The 18671-nt window shown below is 49.0% G+C and carries 17 protein-coding genes; 4 read left to right on the top strand and 13 right to left on the bottom strand.

Annotated elements, in window-relative coordinates; genetic code table 11:
• Positions 1–4: 4 nt before the first annotated feature.
• From CWE08_RS02175 to CWE08_RS12385, 5 genes are all read right to left on the bottom strand, one after another.
• On the bottom strand, positions 5–616 hold the full coding sequence (locus CWE08_RS02175) for a Maf family protein (protein WP_126765158.1): 612 nt from the start codon (positions 614–616) through the stop codon (positions 5–7).
• Positions 613–1101 (bottom strand): rod shape-determining protein MreD, encoded by a 489-nt coding sequence (gene mreD, locus CWE08_RS02170; protein WP_126765156.1) that lies wholly within the window; start codon positions 1099–1101, stop codon positions 613–615. Before mreD ends, CWE08_RS02175 begins: the two co-directional genes overlap by 4 nt.
• Entirely contained in the window at positions 1098–2102 is a 1005-nt protein-coding gene (mreC, locus tag CWE08_RS02165; protein ID WP_126765154.1) for a rod shape-determining protein MreC, read from the bottom strand. The genes mreD and mreC overlap by 4 nt, the downstream gene beginning before the upstream one ends.
• Positions 2103–2105: 3 nt before the next feature.
• Positions 2106–3149: a rod shape-determining protein gene (locus tag CWE08_RS02160; protein WP_126765152.1), complete on the bottom strand. Its 1044-nt coding sequence runs from the start codon at positions 3147–3149 to the stop codon at positions 2106–2108.
• 116 nt (positions 3150–3265) lie between these two features.
• Entirely contained in the window at positions 3266–3883 is a 618-nt protein-coding gene (locus tag CWE08_RS12385) for a prepilin-type N-terminal cleavage/methylation domain-containing protein (protein ID WP_126765150.1), read from the bottom strand.
• Between the two features lie 249 nt (positions 3884–4132).
• Here CWE08_RS12385 and CWE08_RS02150 point away from each other — a divergent pair, with 249 nt between their 5' ends.
• Genes CWE08_RS02150 through CWE08_RS02135 form a run of 4 tightly spaced genes read left to right on the top strand, consistent with a single transcriptional unit; the run spans position 4133 to position 10109 of the window.
• Positions 4133–4723: a type IV pilus modification PilV family protein gene (locus tag CWE08_RS02150; RefSeq protein ID WP_241973807.1), complete on the top strand. Its 591-nt coding sequence runs from the start codon at positions 4133–4135 to the stop codon at positions 4721–4723.
• Positions 4723–5562 (top strand): PilW family protein, encoded by an 840-nt coding sequence (locus CWE08_RS02145; protein WP_126765148.1) that lies wholly within the window; start codon positions 4723–4725, stop codon positions 5560–5562. The genes CWE08_RS02150 and CWE08_RS02145 overlap by 1 nt, the downstream gene beginning before the upstream one ends.
• Entirely contained in the window at positions 5552–6076 is a 525-nt protein-coding gene (locus CWE08_RS02140) for a pilus assembly PilX family protein (RefSeq protein WP_126765146.1), read from the top strand. The genes CWE08_RS02145 and CWE08_RS02140 overlap by 11 nt, the downstream gene beginning before the upstream one ends.
• Complete coding sequence (locus tag CWE08_RS02135; protein WP_126765144.1) at positions 6063–10109, top strand: polymer-forming cytoskeletal protein; 4047 nt, start codon at positions 6063–6065, stop codon at positions 10107–10109. Before CWE08_RS02140 ends, CWE08_RS02135 begins: the two co-directional genes overlap by 14 nt.
• A gap of 67 nt (positions 10110–10176) precedes the next feature.
• Here CWE08_RS02135 and CWE08_RS02130 read toward each other — a convergent pair whose 3' ends face one another.
• From CWE08_RS02130 to CWE08_RS02095, 8 genes are all read right to left on the bottom strand, one after another.
• On the bottom strand, positions 10177–11046 hold the full coding sequence (locus CWE08_RS02130; RefSeq protein WP_126765142.1) for an MBL fold metallo-hydrolase: 870 nt from the start codon (positions 11044–11046) through the stop codon (positions 10177–10179).
• 186 nt (positions 11047–11232) lie between these two features.
• Complete coding sequence (locus CWE08_RS12380; RefSeq protein WP_126765140.1) at positions 11233–11778, bottom strand: prepilin-type N-terminal cleavage/methylation domain-containing protein; 546 nt, start codon at positions 11776–11778, stop codon at positions 11233–11235.
• 83 nt (positions 11779–11861) lie between these two features.
• Entirely contained in the window at positions 11862–12494 is a 633-nt protein-coding gene (locus CWE08_RS02120; protein ID WP_275540776.1) for a prepilin-type N-terminal cleavage/methylation domain-containing protein, read from the bottom strand.
• Positions 12495–12766: 272 nt separating this feature from the next.
• Positions 12767–13351, bottom strand: a complete 585-nt coding sequence (locus CWE08_RS02115; protein ID WP_126765138.1) for a hypothetical protein — start codon at positions 13349–13351, stop codon at positions 12767–12769.
• On the bottom strand, positions 13351–14676 hold the full coding sequence (locus CWE08_RS02110; RefSeq protein ID WP_126765136.1) for a type II secretion system F family protein: 1326 nt from the start codon (positions 14674–14676) through the stop codon (positions 13351–13353). Before CWE08_RS02110 ends, CWE08_RS02115 begins: the two co-directional genes overlap by 1 nt.
• Positions 14669–16471, bottom strand: coding sequence for a GspE/PulE family protein (locus tag CWE08_RS02105; protein WP_126765135.1), 1803 nt, complete (start codon positions 16469–16471; stop codon positions 14669–14671). The genes CWE08_RS02110 and CWE08_RS02105 overlap by 8 nt, the downstream gene beginning before the upstream one ends.
• Positions 16471–17757 carry a tetratricopeptide repeat protein gene (locus CWE08_RS02100; RefSeq protein ID WP_126765133.1) on the bottom strand — a complete coding sequence of 429 codons (1287 nt, stop codon included), beginning with the start codon at positions 17755–17757 and terminating at the stop codon, positions 16471–16473. Before CWE08_RS02100 ends, CWE08_RS02105 begins: the two co-directional genes overlap by 1 nt.
• Entirely contained in the window at positions 17754–18665 is a 912-nt protein-coding gene (locus CWE08_RS02095; RefSeq protein ID WP_126765131.1) for an ExeA family protein, read from the bottom strand. The genes CWE08_RS02100 and CWE08_RS02095 overlap by 4 nt, the downstream gene beginning before the upstream one ends.
• Between the last annotated feature and the right edge of the window lie 6 nt (positions 18666–18671).

Here is an 18671-nt window from a genome sequence, read left to right as displayed (position 1 = left end):
CATATTATCCCGAATCTGCTGCTAACCACTGCTTCAGCAAGTGCTCAGTTTCATACAAAGGTAAACCAACCACAGCAAAGTAGCTGCCGTTTAGGCCTGTTACAAACTTTCCAGCTAAGCCCTGAATGCCATAGCCGCCGGCTTTATCTAAAGGTTCGCCAGATGCCCAATAGGCTTGAATATCCTCATCGCTTAACGCTCGAAAACTCACCTCGGTAACAACACAACAATGCCAATTCTGCTGTTGCGTTAGCAAAGAAACCGCGGTGTACACTTGGTGGCTACGGCCACTCAACATCGCCATCATGCGTTTAAAGTGAGCAAAATCAACTGGCTTTTCGAGAACTTTATCATCGCACACAACTACTGTATCAGAACCCAAAACCGCTATGCCAGAACCGCGCACGGCTTGGCGCTCAACGTTAGCCGATGAGGCCTCTGAAGCTAACACCGCCGCTGCTTTCTCGTAAGCCAAGCGCTCAACATATTCACGGGGTGTTTCGTGGGCTTGCTTTTCTTCTAAAATATCCGCGGGCTGTGTGCTAAAAGGCACACCTAATAACTGCAGAAGCTCTTTTCGCCGCGGTGATGCCGAGGCTAAAATTAAATGGCTCATTGAACTTGAAACCGCCGGCGTAATTTACGCAACACTAAAAATATCCAAGGCCAAAAAATTGCCGAGCTCAGCGCCGGCCAAAGATAAACCCACATCAGGGGTGCGTTATTTAAGTAATGCTCAAATAGATACACAATTACCCGGGCAATTAACACCAGCAGCGCCACCAACAGTGCCTGCTGGGAGAGCGAGAAATTGCGAATCCGCTGATAATAACGGGCGGCTGGATAGGCTGTTATTGCGTAAGCCGCGGCGTGAAAACCCAACGTAGAGCCAAGAAGAATATCAACCGCAAGGCCCACCACTGCCGCATAACCAATGTTCACGCGGTGTGGCAAAGCAATAATCCAGTACAGGGTTACCAGTAACGGCCACTCAGGGCGCCATGCGGCTACCGCGATCGACATAGGCATCACCGCCAGAATCAGCGATAAAATCACCGTAATCAAAATAATACTGCGCTGGGCAAAACGTGGCATCATCATACGCCCTCCCCTTGTGTGGTTTCAGGCTCCGCTGTTCCAGGTTCTGAATCAGCGCTTTCTTCCATGCTTTCATTAGCGCTTTTATCGACGCTTTCATTACCACTTTCATTGGCGCCTTCATTACCACTTTCATCAGCGCTTGGGGGCTCATTTTCCGTACGAATGGGCTGTAGTTCGCTGTTGCTATCCCAGAGTAATAACAGCATTCGAATACGATCAAGGTTAGCCACTGGTGTAGCTTGCACCTGAGCAAAGGGTAATGATTCATCCCGCAAGATATTACTTATCCGCGCAACCGGGTAGCCTTCCGGAAATACCCCGCCCAGCCCCGATGTCATTAATAAATCACCTTCGCTAAGCTCCGTAGAATGGGGCACGTGCATCAGCTCAATGGAATTAGTGTCGCCTACCCCTTGCGCAATCACCCGAATACCGCTTGCCTCAGCGCGCAATGGAATGGCGTGGCTTTGATCCGAAACCAAAATAACCCGAGCCGTGGTTAAGCCAACATCCACCACCTGGCCTATCACGCCCTCAGCATCGATAACCGGTTGGCCAATATAAACCCCGTTTCGCGTGCCTTTATTCACTACCACTTGATGGGAGAAAGGATCGGAATCCACCGCGATAACTTCCGCCACCATGCGCATCCTTTCTTCCCGTGATTCGCTCGCAAGCAAGCCACGCAAGCGCTCATTTTCCCGCACTAAAAATTGATAGCGCTGCATTTGCCCCTGCAAACTCAACACATCTTCTTTTAGTTGCTGGTTTTCCCGAACTAAACGCCGGCGCGATTGCACTTGATTAATAAAGTTATCCAGCCCTTGTTCCGGCATTACCGCAAGGTATTGAACTGGGCTTACCACAGAGTTTAATGCCCCCCGCACCGGCTGCATTATTTCGAGCTGATGGTCGGCAAAAATAAGCAAAAACGCTAGCAACAAGGCTAGCGTTAAGCGGGTCCTCAAAGAGACCCTTTGAATGAATAAAGTAGAAGACACCGTTTATTCGTCGCTAAATAAATCGCCGCCATGCTCATCAATCAACTCGAGGGCTTTACCACCACCACGAGCCACACAGGTTAACGGATCATCCGCAACAATAACTGGAATGCCCGTTTCTTCCATGAGCAAACGATCTAAATCACGCAATAAGGCGCCGCCGCCGGTAAGTACCATGCCGCGTTCTGAAATATCAGAGGCTAATTCAGGTGGTGATTGTTCAAGCGCTGTCATTACCGCCGCCACAATACCCATTAATGGCTCTTGCAGGGCTTCTAAAATTTCATTGCTGGTTAACGTAAACGAGCGCGGCACGCCTTCGGCTAAATTACGGCCGCGAACTTCAATTTCGCGCACTTCATCGCCCGGGTAAGCCGTACCAATTTCATGCTTAATACGTTCAGCGGTAGCATCGCCGATTAATGAACCGAAGTTTCTACGCACGTAACTGATAATCGCTTCATCAAATTTATCCCCGCCAATGCGCACTGAGCTTGAATACACCACACCATTTAACGAGATAATCGCTACTTCGGTAGTACCACCACCAATATCAATTACCATAGAGCCAGTTGCTTCCGAAACCGGTAAGCCGGCACCAATCGCAGCGGCCATTGGCTCATCAATGAGAACCACTTGGCGAGCGCCAGCGCCTAGTGCTGATTCGCGAATCGCTCGGCGCTCAACCTGCGTGGCGCCATACGGCACACACACCAAAACCCGCGGGCTTGGGCGCAAATAATTATTCTCGTGAACTTGTTTAATGAAATGCTGGAGCATTTTTTCGGTAACATGGAAATCGGCTATTACGCCATCTTTCATGGGCCGAATAGCTTTGATGTTGCCCGGCGTTCGCCCTAGCATTTGCTTCGCTGCGGTACCCACTGCGGCCACACTTTTGCTGCCGCCAGCACGATCCTGCCGAATCGCAACCACCGAAGGTTCGTTCAACACGATACCTTTTTCTTTTACATATATGAGGGTGTTTGCCGTTCCCAAATCGATTGATAAATCGTTGGAAAACAAACCGCGCAACTTCTTAAACATGGGGGGATGTTCCCTTTGTGATAATTATAGAATTCTAGGCCGTAACTTTAACAAGCTGTGATCCCGCGAGCAAGCGCGTTAACGCGGTTTTGCGAGATTTATACAGTTTCCGATCACTAACACTCACCGGACCGAATATATCCTTGGCTTTGCACACAAATTCGTCGGTTTTCAACACCGTCAATCTGTAATTCAACAGAACTCTGACCGCAAGCTTCAGGGATAGTTTCATGGCCATTGGAAACCGGGCAACCAAGGCCGTTGAATAAAAAGCCAGAATCAGCGCCCGGCAATGCGGAAATCACGGTTAACACCGCAGGCGTTGGCAGTGCCAAAACGCGTTCCGGCGCTATCGGTTCGGCACAATCCTTGGGGGTGAGTTGCGCGGCGGTAAGGGTTACGCCATAGCAGGGCTGAATTGTATCTTGCATTGCCCGTTGCTGCTGCAAGCGCAGCATACTCAGAATCCGTGGCTCTAAGGTTGATTCTTCAACACCACGATCGCCAAAAATACGTGGCGCCGCGGTAACCGCTAAAATGCCTAAAACCACAATCACAATCACCAACTCTACAAGCGTAAAACCAGTGGCTCGCTGATACTTTGGCGGCGGTGTTGCCCCCTGAGCACTCAGCTTAACGCCGCTAGCAACTGATTTATTATACCAATAGGAAATAGGTAAGCGGCTATTCGCACTGGCAGTTTCCAATTGTTCAGAATGTTGTGTTTTAGCCATACGGAAAACCTAATGAAAGCGCTAAAGTGAATAATCTAAGTATGCAGTGTAACTTAAAAAAATGTAGTATGAAGAACAATATATAAACAATGCTGTATTAACGAGTTAAACTAGCAGGTAACGATATATTTCGCTGTTATATTGCAAGTTAATTAAAGCTTCAGAAAAGGTTTAGGCTGAGTTTTACAACTAAAAAGTGGCGCTTTTTGCCACACGCTATCGAACCTAACATGAGCAAGGGAATCTTTCATGCCACACCAACAGCACCTCAAGCTAAAGCAAATGGCGAACAGCCAGGTTCGTGGGCAACGAGGTTTTACCCTGATCGAAATTATTGTTGGTATCGTTACCCTTGGTATTAGTGTTGTTTTACTCTCTGTCATTATTTTCCCCCAGGCACAACGAAGCGCCGAGCCGATTTTGCAATCCCGAGCCGCAACCTTGGGCCAAGCCTTGCTCGATGAAATCATGAGTAAACCCTTTGATGAAAATAGCGATCGCTCGGGCGGTGCCGAGCGTTGCGGCGAAATCGGCGCAAGCCCTTGCACTTTAGAAATTAGTTTTGGCCCTGAAGATGCCGCCGAAACCCGTGATCGTTTTAATGATGTGGATGATTACGATGGCTTGAATGATACTGTTTCACCCCTCGAAGATGCCCTCGGCGAGGAAATAGCCGCGCGCTACTCAGGCTTCGGTTACGCCATAACTGTGTGTTACAGCGATAACAGTGGCGAATGCCTGAACACAGGCGCAATCTCATTATTTAAACGGGTTGAGGTAACCGTAACTACCCCTATTGGGCAAGATTTCCAATTTAGCGCCATACGAGGTAATTACTAGTGCAGCGCGTTAAAACGCAGGGATATACCCTAGTAGAATTAGTGATCGTGATCATTCTTCTGGGTATCACCAGCACCTTTATTTTTAGCTATATCGGTTTCGGCACTCGAATTTACAGCGATGTAGCCGGCCGCGAACAATTGGTTTCCCAAAGCCGATTTGCCGTTGAGCGCCTTACCCGCGAGCTGCGCAATGCGCTCCCACGCAGTATTCGCGTGCTCCCCGGCGATTTGCAGCGCTGCATTGAGTTTGTGCCCATTATTACCAGCAGTAGTTATGTACAAATCCCGAAAGCCGGGCCAAGCGCGGGAGATGATTTTATTGGTGTTTTGCCACAAACCAACAGCACATTAGCCGGCGAATATCTGTTTGTGTATGCCACCAACGCGAATTTCATCTATGGCAATACGCCACTTCGGCGCAAAACCATTGATAGCGTGAGCAATAATGTGCCGGAAGATGGCCTAATCACCATTGATTACAGCAACACACCGAGCTTCTTTCCTACCGATAGCCCGGCTTCGCGCTATTATGTGGGTGGTCAGCCGGTAAGCTGGTGTTACAACGCAGCTACAAATTCACTTGAACGTTACCAAGGTTATGGCTTAAACGTTTCCCAGCTCACACAAACCGCGCTGCAGAGCAGTTTTAGCGGAACTCGCGAAATCATGGCCGTAAATATGGATAATGATTTAAATAATAACCAGCTGCCATTTCGCGTGTTTGAAGCCACATTGCAGCGCAGTAGCCTAGTGCAAATCGACCTTCGCTTCCGCCGCAGTGCCGAAAACGAGCCGCTGCAGATTCTTCATGAGGTGCATGTACCGAATGTTCCATAACGCAAAGCCAAACCACAAAAGCATTTCGAATCAGTGCATGGCGCGGCAGCGTATGGCTCGCCAGCGCGGCGGGGCGCTAGCTGTGGCTATTTTTATTATCGTGGTCATGAGCATTCTTGGCGTGGCCATGGTGCGCATCCTCGGTGATTTAGGCCGAGCAACGGTAAGCGATGTGTATGGCACCCGCGCATTCGCCGCCGCGCGCAGTGGTGCAGAATTATTTTTAACCGATTTATTCCCCCTCGATGCACCCGTTGATACCAGCGTTTGTTCGGTTCGAGATACGAGCATTCCCCTCGATAATCCGTTCACGCCTACACTCAGCCAAACCTTTGCGATACCCGGCCTGAACAGCTGCCGCGCGGAAGTAGCCTGTGACTATCTCGATCTGGGCGCGATTGACTCGGCCTACACCGGCACTCATTTTCGTATCATCACCCGCGGCATCTGCGATGCCGGCGATATGGAATATTCAAAGCAAGTGATCTTGGAGGCCATCGATGAAGGGAATTAACATCTTAAAAGCACCGGTTCCATGCCATAGTACTCGCGTTTTTAATCAGATCTTGGGCCTTGTTCTCCTATTCCTGATTTCGTTTTCAGTTTTTGCCGCCGATTATACGATCCCAAATAATGCACCTCCCGGTTGTAATCGTAGTGGTGGCACGGTTACTTGCCCAAATGGGTTAAACCTTAACTGGGGTGATACAATTTCGGTTGGCGGAAACAATCGTTCTTTAGTTATTATTGGTAATGCGAATTTACAGAATGCGCAAATTAACGTTGGCGGTGACACAAATCGCTTAGCCGTTTCAATATCAGGAGATCTAAACACAGGGTTTGGCTTTAGTATTAATTCCTCGTTAAGTGTCGGTGGTACATTAAATGCAGCAAGTAACAATACCTTCAGTGCCCCGGTTACTGCCGGCAACATCAACAGTGGTAGTGGCGCTCAGTTTCTAGGCGATGTTTCTGCAAACACTATTACCACTCAAAGCAGTACTACTATCAGCGGTAATGTTGTTGCAAGCACATCTTTTACCGGTGCTTCAGCAAATACAATCACCGGCTCTATTCAAGGAGGGAATGTTACAACCGCGAACAATACTAGCGTGGGAGGCACTGTTACGGGGGCTGTTGTAAACATTGGTTCTGCAAACACCATCGGTGGCTCTATAACCGGCGATAGCATAGCGATTCAATCATCAAACACTACCGTTAACGGGGCTCTCAACTCAACAAGTACGGTATTTATAGGTAGCTCAGCCACAATTAACGGGCCGGTAACGGGAACCACTATTTCCACAAACTCTCCGGTAACCATAAATGGGAATGTAACGGCGAGCGGTGATTTCACATTAGCCAGTAATAGCTCGGTGACAGGGAATGTGAGCGCAACTAATGTCAACATTCAGCCGAGCAGCGCTGATATAACAGGCAATGTCACCGCAACAAATAATATTGATATTGGCAGTGGTTCTGGCATTACCGGCAACGCAACAGCCACTAATATTACCCTTAATTTTTCCAACGCTTACGTTACGGAAAATGCAACCGCCAGTGAAACAATTTCTAACAATCAGGGTTCCATTGGAGGGAATGCAACGGCACCAGAAATAACTAATAATGGCGGCACCGTTGGTGGTGATGCGATTTGTGATGATTCCGATGGGCAAACGCCACACAGCTGTGTTGCTGGGCCTACTGGCCCGCCCCCTGATTTCTGCGGTGAAATAAATGCGGCAACTGGCTTTGGTATAGTCGGCCTTGGTGGATTTACCTACGAGAACTCAGAAATTAATGGTGAAACCATCGAAGGTTCGGGCAATACACCTACACCAATAGGACAGGTGGACACGGTTGATTTAAGCCTCCCGGCACTAGATCCTGCTGTTTTCCCTACTTTTTCCTCGACAACAAACGTATCTGGTGGAACGATAAATCCCGGTACTTACAATCAAGTCACACCGAATAATAATAGTACACTAACATCTGGTACGTATCAGATTAAGCAATTAACGATTGAAAACAATCGCAGTATCACGATGCAATCTGGTGACTATTTCATAGAGAATTTCATACTAGGTAATGGGGTTGAGATACTCACCTCGGGTGGGCCTGTACGTGTGTTTATTCGTAATTATATTCAAGGTGATGGCAATAATAGTCCAAATCAAATTGAAATAAACACTGCTGGGAACCCTAGTAGCTTTCAAGTGTTTTTATATGATGGTGCATATATTAACGTCGGCAATGGTAACTCAGGTAATAACGCACCGATAAATTTTAATGGCTTAATCTACGGCCCAGCTGAAAACAACAACATAAACTTCGGTAATAACAATACTATTCAAGGCAGTATATTAGTCGGTGGTACAATTGATGTCGGCGGCGGAACAGATTTTATTTACAGCCCCGCAGTACAAAGTGATATCAACAACGCTTTCGGTTGTGATCCCGATGCAGCAGAAATAGATCACTACCGAATCCGACATCCCCTAGGTATTGTGAGTTGTTTCACTGCAGCGGTTAGCGTGGATGCCTGCGCCGATGCGAGTTGTTCCCAGTTATTTGAAGATCCAGTGGAGATTACCCTCGATTCAACTGCTGCGGCTTCAACTTGGTTAGGTGGTGATGTGGTGAGCACCAGCGGGACCACTGGCACCCTAGACCTGACCAATGGCAGTGGCGTGATTGGGTTGCAAAATGTGCCGGGAGGCAACGCTACCCTTAGTGTTGATAACACCAGCGTTGCTGCGGTAAACCCCACCCAGTGTTTTGACCCGACCGGCACTATCGCCAGCACCTGTAATATTGATTTCCAAACCGCGGGCCTACTGTTTGTGGGGGCCAATAATTTTGAGCCGGTACCCGATAGCCACGCCGGTGTTGATTTCTCGGTTGCCTTGCGCGCCGTTGAAACGAATGTGAACACCGGTGCCTGCGAAGCGCGGGTAGAAGGTGCGCAAACGGTTGATATCGGTGTGGAGTGTGTGAACCCGGCCTCGTGTATGCCCGGGCAGAACTACAGTATTGGCGGTACTAATGTAGGCCTAAATGATTTAGGTTCAAGCGGCAATAAACAGCCAGTAACGCTTAACTTCGATGCCAACGGTATTGCCCTACTGCCACATAACTACACCGACGTTGGCGAACTGCGCTTGCATGCTGAACTCACCTTGCCGGCAGAACCCAATGCTGATAACCCCGACATTAACGATCCACCTGTGGAACTTGAGGGCACCAGCTTAAACGAATTTATAGTGATACCCCACACCTTGGTATTGCAAGCACTAGATGGTAACGATGATCTATGGAGTGCTACCACAGATACGGGCAACGGTTTTCAAGCGGCAGGTTCGCCCTTCAATGTCATCATTCAATCATTGAATGCCAATGGCAATGCAACACCTAACTTCGGCAGAGAAAATACGCCGGCGGGTGTGCAGGCCGCATTTGATTCGGTGGCGTTTCCATCCGATGCTGAAGATGGCACGGTAACCACGGGCAGCGCCTTTGTGCCAGATAACGTTTACCCTGGTGCCCAGCGCTCAAATGGCGTTACCTGGAGCGAAGCCGGCACCGTAAATCTTGTAGCTAGCTTGGTTGGCAATAGCTATCTCGGAGCAGGTGATGTGATTGCCAAGCCACCCAGCCCAGTTGGCCGGTTCTTCCCAGATCGATTTGTTGTGGAAAGCTCCTCGGTTGTGAACGCCTGCACCGCCGATGGCTTCACCTACATGGGGCACAACGATATTATTGTTTCCGCTGAGGTGCGGGCGGTGAATGTTAATGGCGCTATTACCCAGAATTATGGCCGCGTGCCTTATGTTGGTTCGGCGGATATCAATGCGGTAGCGGCGAATGTTACGCCTGCCGATGAGCCTGCGGATGATTTCCCCAGTCGCTTTGGCATTAGTTGGGCTGCTGATTGGGAAGATGGCATTATGCCAGTGAGTGAACCGGCAGCGGTATTTCAGCGGCTCACCGATGGAAGCCCCGATGGGCCTTATGAAGATGTGAATATAGGCCTGCAAATTGCCAACGAGCAAGATAGCCGCAATTTTAGTAGCACGGATGCCAGTTTAACCACGCAACTTGGCGCCGCGGTGCCCCTTGCCGATACGCTTAACGTTCGTTATGGCCGTTTGGTGCTGGAAAACATTGCTGGCCCAGAAGATGAAGATCTGAATGTGATTATGTTGGCGGAGTATTGGGATGGTAACCGCTTTATGGTGAATAGCCTCGATAGCTGCACGCCAACGAACCCAGCAAACTTAGCCATTGTTGATAACCCAAATAATCTGGTAACTGGGCCTGATGGTACCATTGCTAATCTTGAAAATGGAGAATTGGTATTCGGTGATTTCTTCTGGGAAGCAGCAAATGATGTGGGCGAGTTCGAGTTTGAATATCAAGCGCCTACATGGCTGCAATATCCTTGGGTAGATGCCGAAGGCGATCCTTATGTTAATCCGCGCGCTTTCGGTAGCTTCGGCCAGTATCGCGGCAACGATCGTATTATTTATTGGCTGGAATTGCGCTAGTACGTTAGTGCGTTAGCTGAGCAAAAGCGCCCGAACTCACTGTTCGGGCGCTTGAGTAACTTAGTTCTTACATGCTCGCTTGCATATCGTTATAAAGGGTGCGGATCCAGCGATCTTCGTTGATAAAGTTCCAGCTCCAATCTTCCCATTTCTCGCCTAAACCAGCAGCAACCATATCATCTACACTGGCATCAGCTGCATGCCAATCGCGCACTTGCTGGCGAGTTTCTACAATCATATCGTGCAGGCGCAGCAAATCAGCGTTGTTGCGCACACCACCGTGGCCCGCAACAATTTGCGTGTCGTCATCCATGATATCCCGCAATGCCGCAAGCGCATCAATATAGCCCTGCACCGTGCCGCCAGCATTTAAATCAATAAACGGGAAGCGGTCAACGAAGAACAAATCACCCAAGTGAACAATATTCTCATCATTTACCCAAACCACCATATCGCCATCAGTGTGCGCCGTTGGATAATGCACCAAGGTTAAGCTATGGCCACCAAGCTCAAGGGTAAGGGAATTATCCGCTAAAATAGTAGGCAGGCCAGCCGCTGGGAATTCATCATCCGCTTCCAAGCGCGTGCGAACATTTTTATGGGCTACAATTTGCGCACCCAGCTCTTCACCCATGTAACCATTGCCACCCACATGATCGCCATGGAAGTGCGTATTAATAAGGTAAGTTAACGGCACCTGGCTTAAATCCACCACTTTTGCCGCAATTTGTTCAGCCATCTGCGCATATTGGGCATCAACCAACACCGTGCGAGTTTCCGTCGTTACCAGCATCATGGTACCGCCCTGTCCCTCGAGCATATAAACACCCTCGGTAAGCTCCGTTTCTGTAACTTGTTGCGCTTGGGCGTTCGCGCTCACCATCAAGCTAGCAAATGCAAAACTCACTACTACCGCCAACGAACTTAAAATCTTCATACTTTCGCTCCCTTACAAAGCCGAATGTTCTTATTAATTCAGTTAGTAGTTATAGTAGAAATTGAGAGTTTTAGATCTTTTTTGGTACTCAAACTATTAGGTTGGCTTTCACTTAGATTGTCATCTAGGAATGCGGGTAACAAAAAAGGGGCCGAAGCCCCCTTTCGCTAAAAATGTTTTTTTAAATTAGCACTGGTCAGTTACACGTTTCACCTGATATTCACTTATATCACCTAATACAGGTTCAGTGCCTGAGCTATCAATATCTCTGCTCGCCTCAACGTAGACTACATAGCAACCAGATGCATCGGCTTCTGTGAAATCCCAATCGGCAGTAACGGTAGCTGCATCGAAAGCTGAGCTATAAATTGCTATCGCTGTAACAGCAGCCGCCGGAGTGCCGTTCTCATAGCCGGTAACTTCTTCATTAGTCCAATCATTGCTCAATGAAACCGCTTCTAAGATACCAGTTTCGTCAGCAGTTGGATATCCATATGCAACGGAAACGCCTTCTGTTGTGCCTGTTGCTGCAGTATTCGTACCGTTAATTACAGATTTGCCATAAATAATACCCGCGGCACCATTAATACTTCCTTCTAAACCTTGTAACGCAGATATACGAGCATCCGTTGCAAAGTTAAAGAACCGTGGTGCTGCGGTTACGGCCAAGATACCTAAGATAATGATCACGATGATCAATTCGATTAATGTAAAACCTTTTTGCTGTTTCATGTTGTTCACCTTTTGTATTGCCTAAGTTTAAAAGTTAAGTTTTAAAATTACGTTTAAAATTTCCGTGGCAGTAATACTGCCTGCTAGTTGCTTCGATTGAGGTTAACGTTTACGCCTCCGGTACGCGGGTTGTACACGAAATTGTTACCTACCGTTAGATAATCGTCACCACTGGGCGCATCTAGCAAGCTTCTTAATGTTCTGGCCTGGTAGTACACACAGATATTGTTGGTGCCGTTGTTTTCCGCCGCAACAAAGAATCGTGCTCTGTCGAGATCAGCGAAATTGGTGCTTGCCGTTGGTGCGCCCTGTAATATTGCAGAGAACAAACTACGGCAATCTTCTGCGTTCATGTTGTTATCGTGTGCTGATGCATTATCTAAGCCGCTTACGGGGTAGCCGCGATTGCCATCAACAAACACTTCAATTTCATCAATTAATACTAACGAGCCTGCGCCTGTTGTTTCATCATCGCCCACTGGGCGGCCATCAAGTTCCCACTGGCCGCGCACTATGCCTACGGCGCTGGTAAAGCCACCGGCTACGCCTTCAAGTGAAGCATCTTCCGCTTGGCTAGAAATATCGGTAAAGCGTGGCAGTGCACTTGCGGCTAACAGGCCAAGAATGATTACCACGATGATAAGCTCAATCAGGGTAAAGCCTTTTTGCTGCATAGCGCGTGCGCTTCTTTTGTTTTGCAAATACTGCTTGGTCATTCTTCTTTTACCTCTATCTGGCTTTTGCTCGTTCTGCTGCTATTTCTTCGCTACTGGCTTTTTCGTTGCTAGCTGTTCTGCTACTAGCTTTTTCGCTGCCAGCTTGTTTCTGTTGCTTCGTGAAGCATGGCGAACAAACTTTATACGGTGATCATAACAACTGCGCGCGAGTTTGCTCTATGTTGAATGTTATATGCGACATTTTGCACACCCCGCCAGTATTGGCTTTCTATTTCCCCATTTACTAACCAAAGCTCACTAACAAGAGCTAACTACTCGGTTTTCAACTCGTGGTAAATCTGCCCATTCGAGGGCTGATAACGAAAGCGCAGCGTACCATCGTAATAGAATTCACAAAACGCTCGGTTTCCCTGCTCTGCCCACTCGGTGCGCATACTGCCGCGCATGGTGCCAGGCTCGGCCAAAAGCTCCCAAATATCTTGGCACATGCCATTACCGCTCACTTCGCCATTGCGGCCAACGGGCCAACCGTTTGCCCCCATGGGCACTTGCGTAAAGGTATCGCCGCGCACTTCCAGGGCTACTTGGCTTGGTTCGCTTAACCGAATCCATTCTACATGCGCCAACATTACATGAGTTTGAAAACGGCTTGCCGCCGCATCAAATTCAGTTTCGCGCCAGCCTGCGGTATCTTCTGAAAACATATTCATTAAAGCACCGCGCATCAACACACCCACCACCACCATGCTGGCCAAACTAATGATCAGCGCAATACCTAATGTTGAGCTGGTGCTAGCTGCCGCTGTGCTCGTTGTTTTTAACGGCAAGGTTACTTTCTGCGCTGAAGCCGCGCTTGAGGTAGCAGAACGTGAGCGTTTACGCCTTTCTTCGTCCATTACATGCCACCTCCGTACGCCCCCATCATTTCCCACATCGGTAGGAAAATACCGAGCGCTAAGAAAAGCACCATTACTGCCACCACACTGATCATAATGGGCTCAATGCGCGCGGTAATGTTTTTCAAATCATAATCCACTTCGCGCTCGTAATATTCGGCAGCTTCTACCAGCAAATCATCCAAACTACCGGTTTCTTCGCCCACAGCTACCATTTGTAACACTAACGGTGTGAACAAAGTACTGTTACGGCTCACCCGCAATAGGCTTTCACCGCGCTCAATGCCTTTGCGCATTTCGCCCACGCGCACCGACATATATTGGTTATCCAATGTTTCACTCACGAGGCCTAATGCCTGGGTAAGTGGCACGCCTGAATTCAGCATTACCGAGAAACTGCGGCAAAACCGAGCAAGCAGAGAGCGTTCAAGAATATCGCCTACGGCTGGCATCTTTAATTTCCAGCCATCCCAGCGTTCTCGCGCATGAGGCTGCTTCAGCCAACGAATGGTGCCCACAATCACCCCAACAATAATTAAGATCAGCAACCAAGTATAGTTGAGAAAAAAGCTGGAGCTTGCGAGTAGCATGCGCGTAATCAAGGGCAATTCCACATCAAAACTTGCAAACATCTGTGAAAACTGAGGAATGACAAAGATATTCAACACAATTACCGCAAGCACTAAAAAGATACTCACGAAAATGGGATACCGTGTAGCGCTCTTAATGCGTTTTCGGGTGTCGAGCTCACCCTCTAAATATACCGCGAGCTGGGCAAAGCTTTGCTCTAGGCGGCCGGTATTCTCACCCACATGAACAACAGCCACCACGAGCCGCGGAAATACCTTGGGGTGTTCCGCCATAGCGGTGGATAAACCACGGCCGCGTTCAAGTTGCTCACAAATGTCTTTTAGTGCATCGCCAAGCTGGCGGTTGGTAGCATTCTCGGCCAGTCCTTCAATGGCCCGCAACATAGAAATACCCGCTTTGGTAAGCGAATACATTTGCCGAATAAACATAATCAAATCGGGCAGCGGTACACTGCGTTGGAAAAAGCTGGGTAAGGTTAAGCTTGCTTTTGCTTTGCCTGCACTGGATTTTGAGCCAGCTGCATTTCCGCCCGCGCCAGCACGTGCTGCTGTTCGAGTTTTCGCTGCTTTCGCTGATTTCGGCCGTTCAGTTTTCGCCGCTTGCGGCTGAATTTTTAACGGGGTGATACCCTGTTGAATCAAGGTTTCCGCTACCGCATTGGCGCTGGCACCACTGAGGTTGCCCTTTACGTTCTTACCGGCCCGATTTCGGCCTTGATAAGCGAACTCAGCCATCGCTATCGGCCTTTCCGCTAGCCTTGGAATCGCTTAACTTAAGATCATCGGCTTCTTGCATCAACTGCATATCTTCATCAGAAAATACTGGTGTGCCCGCCGCTAAGGTAAGCACCTCATCTACCGAGGTAATGCCTTCAAGGGCATAATCAAAGCCCACTTCCGCAAGCGTTTTGAAATCTTTATTGCTGCGGGCTGCTTCAGCAAAGCCTTGCGTATCGCTGTTTCTAAGTGCCGCAATCATCGGCTCATTCATTTCCAAGAGCTCGAATACACCTACACGGCCGCGATAGCCGGTAAAGTTACAACGTTGGCAGCCACGGCCTTTATAGAAGGTAGCGTTTTCTGGCACTTTTGGTAAAACGCTGCGCAACAAGGTGCTTTGTTGGGTATCTGGAATATGCTCTTCTTTACAATGCTCACAAATTCGGCGCACAAGCCGCTGCGCTAATACCGCGCGCAAGGCACTGGCTACCAAGTAGGGCGCGCCGCCCATATCAATAAGGCGCATGGCACTGGTGATTGCATCGTTGGTGTGCAAGGTTGATAACACCAAGTGGCCGGTAATCGCGCCGCGAAGGCCAATTTCTACGGTTTCTTGATCGCGCATTTCACCCACCATCAGAATATCCGGATCCTGACGCAACGTAGTGCGCAACACGCGGCCAAAGTTAAGGCCAATTTTACTGTTTACCTGCACCTGCGAAATCCGTGGTAAACGATATTCCACTGGATCTTCTACCGTAATAATCTTTTTGTTCGGCTGGTTCAGTTCACTCAAAATACCGTACAGCGTAGTGGTTTTACCGGAGCCTGTAGGCCCAGTTACCAAAATCATGCCGTGAGGGCGGCCAATGTGATAACGAATTTTTTTCGCCAGCGCCGCCGGCATACCCGTTTGTTCCAAACTAAGCAGGCCGTGGGATTGATCCAGCAACCGCATAACACAGGCTTCGCCCCACTGGGTAGGCAAAGTAGACAAACGCACATCAATTTGGTGGCCGCGCACTGTCATTTGAAAACGGCCATCTTGCGGCAACCGCTTTTCCGAGATATCCAAGCTCGCCATTAACTTCAAGCGCAGCACCAGAGCCGCAGCAATGCCTTTTTCATCCAGCATGGTTTCTTGTAGCTGGCCATCTACCCGCTGCCGAATCCGTAGGCCTTTTTCAGCTGGCTCTAAGTGAATATCCGAGGCCCGCACTTGCACCGCATCGGCGAAAATCGATTTTAAGAGCCGGGCAACGGTAACATCATCGCCATCACCTTCAAGGGAGCCGCCTAAATCAAGCTCGGTTTCATCTTTTGATTCTTCTTGCAGTTGGCTGGCGTATTGCTCAATTTCTTGTGTGCGGCGATACAAGCTATCAAAAGCATCATAGAGTTGCCGCTCGGCTACCACGGCCAACTCAATTTCCCGCGGGGCCAGAATCGCAGTAATGGCATCAATAGCGGTGAGATCGGCCGGGTCACTCATGGCCACTAAGGCTCGATTATCATCGGCTTCAACGATTAGGGCACGGTGCCGGCGAGCTTGCACTTCTGGCAATAGCCGCGCTAAGTTGGTATCTAAACGCCGCTCACTGAGTTGCAGCACTGGCAGGTTCAACTGCTGAGCGAGGAAATCCAGTAGTTGCTGCTCAGTTAAATACTCGAGCTCGATCAATAAATCACCGAGCTTACGGCCCGATGTTTTCTGCGCTTTTAACGCTTGGTTCAGTTGGTCTTCAGAAATAACCTTTTCATGAACGAGTAAATCGCCCAAGCGCATTTTTAATCGATTACGGCGTGCCATTAGTTTGTTAAGGCCTCCCGCCGATCCAATACAAATTCTTTGGCTGAGCTAGATAAGCGGGCATCTTGCAGTGCCCGGCGATAGGCCTCGGCGGCATCATTGCGCAGCTGCGTGTATTCGCTTGTACTTTCACCTTGGCTTTGGGCTAATTGTTCCAGTGCGTAGCCATAGCCTAACCACCAGTTGCCTTGATCACTGCGCCAAGCCACCAGTGGTTGATAGCTAGAAACTGCCAGCGCATAATCACCGGCATCACTGGCCAAGTTTGCCCGCATCAATAAAATATCGGCATCCCGCGGCAGCTGGGCATCAACATCACGCAATAGCTCGAGGGCAAAACCGGGTTGCTCAATACGATCGTAAATCCGCGCTTTTAACAACAAAAATTCGGTATTTGTTGGCGCGCGCGCTAACCCATCGCGCAGCAATTCTAGGGCATCGGCGGCAAAACCGCGGCCAAACTGCAAAGCGGCGAGTTGCAGGCGGGCATCGTGGTACTCGCCATCTACTAATAAAGCTTCCTGAAAACGTTGCATTGCCTCGCGGCCATTGCCCGCTTCTAAGCTTTCCATACCACGGCGATACAGTGCAGGCGCCGTTGCCGTGCGGCTATCGCTGCGTTGAATACTCATTTCGCCAGCACCGGAATTCGCCTCTGCACTCGAGCTATCCGAGCTGCCAGCTGCACGGTTTGGATTTTGATTGTCTGTGCTCTCAAGATTTGCGCTGTTGTTGGCAGCTTGGGTATCAACGCCATTTTCTACCACCGCGGATTCGGCATTAGGCAAACCAGACACATTATTGGCATCGTCCGCTTGCGAATCGCTCACCGAATCATTTTCTGCGATTACTTCCGGTACCACAGGCACCGCTACTTGCCGGGCTCGTGCTCGGTTTTCGGCACGGTTTTCAGCACCAGTATTTGCCGCATTCGAGGCTGAATTGTTTAATTCTGAATTCGTTCGTTCAGCTTGCGCATTAAGTTCCCGCTGAATTTCGGCAATTTCCGCTTCACGAGCCTCTAATTGCGCATTCATGCGCTCAATTTGCATTTGCTCAGCGGTTGGTAATGGCGCGTTATCCCCAGTATTAAATGCTGAGCTGGCCCACATAACGAGTGCGATAAGTGCAAATACAACCACAACTAAACCCACACCACCAAGCGCCCAAAGCCAACGGCGGGAGCGCAACGCTGAGCCGGAATACACATAGTTTGCTTTACCACCTGAGTGATTCTGCCGCTCGCGCTGATCAATATCTTTCAGCATTTGATTAATGATACTCATACGGGCAACCACCCTAAGAAAAAGGCTAAGCTTAACGCTAATGCCGCAGCCACTAACACGCCCGCCAAAAAACAAAGCATATCTTGGCGCTTCGGCATAATCGCATCTTCGGTATCGGCTATGGCTGTTTTAATATCTTTCACCGATAAAGTGTGGCGGCCCGAACCATAAGCTAGTAAGAGCATTTTATGGCACAAAATATTCGCTAACCGGGGAACACCGCGGCTGCCTTTATGCAGCCACCAAATCACATCGGGCTGAAATAAGGGTGGCCCTTTGTAACCGGCGATTTGCAAACGATGGTGCACATAGCGCCCCATATCTTCTTCAGAAAGCGTTTCTAGCTGATAGGAAAAACTAATTCGTTGCCGCAACTGCCGAAGTTCGCGAGTAGCTAAACGCTCATCGAGTTCAGGTTGGCCAAACATCACCAGCTGCACGAGTTTGCGCGTTTCGGTTTCTAAATTTGATAGCAGCCGCAGTGCTTCTAAACTCTCGTTTGGTAGCGCTTGTGCTTCATCGATAATGAGCACCACAGAACGGCCACTCTTATTTAAGCTCACCAATTTCTTCTCAATTTCTCGCGTAAGCTGATGCTGATCAATTTGTGCGTGATGCTCAATACCCAATTCCGAAGCAACGGCATGGCGCAGTTCTTCAGGCGGTAAATAAGGGTTTGGAATATAAGCTGTGGCAAAATGATCAGGAATTTCATTGAGCAATTTTCGGCATAACAAGGTTTTACCGGTTCCCACTTCGCCGGTTACTTTTATAAAGCCTTCACCGGTTTTCAACGCCGTTAACAACACCTGCAACGCTTCATCGTGGCCCCGGAGGCCACAATAAAAGTTGGTATTCGGTGTTAATGTAAACGGCAATTCTGAAAAGCCGAAGTGGTATAAATACATTGTTAT

This window comes from Aliidiomarina iranensis (genome assembly GCF_003987135.1).
GTDB classification, from domain to species: domain Bacteria; phylum Pseudomonadota; class Gammaproteobacteria; order Enterobacterales; family Alteromonadaceae; genus Aliidiomarina; species Aliidiomarina iranensis.
The sequence above is the reverse complement of the archived record's forward strand: the minus strand, read 5'-3'. Positions and strand labels throughout refer to the sequence as shown.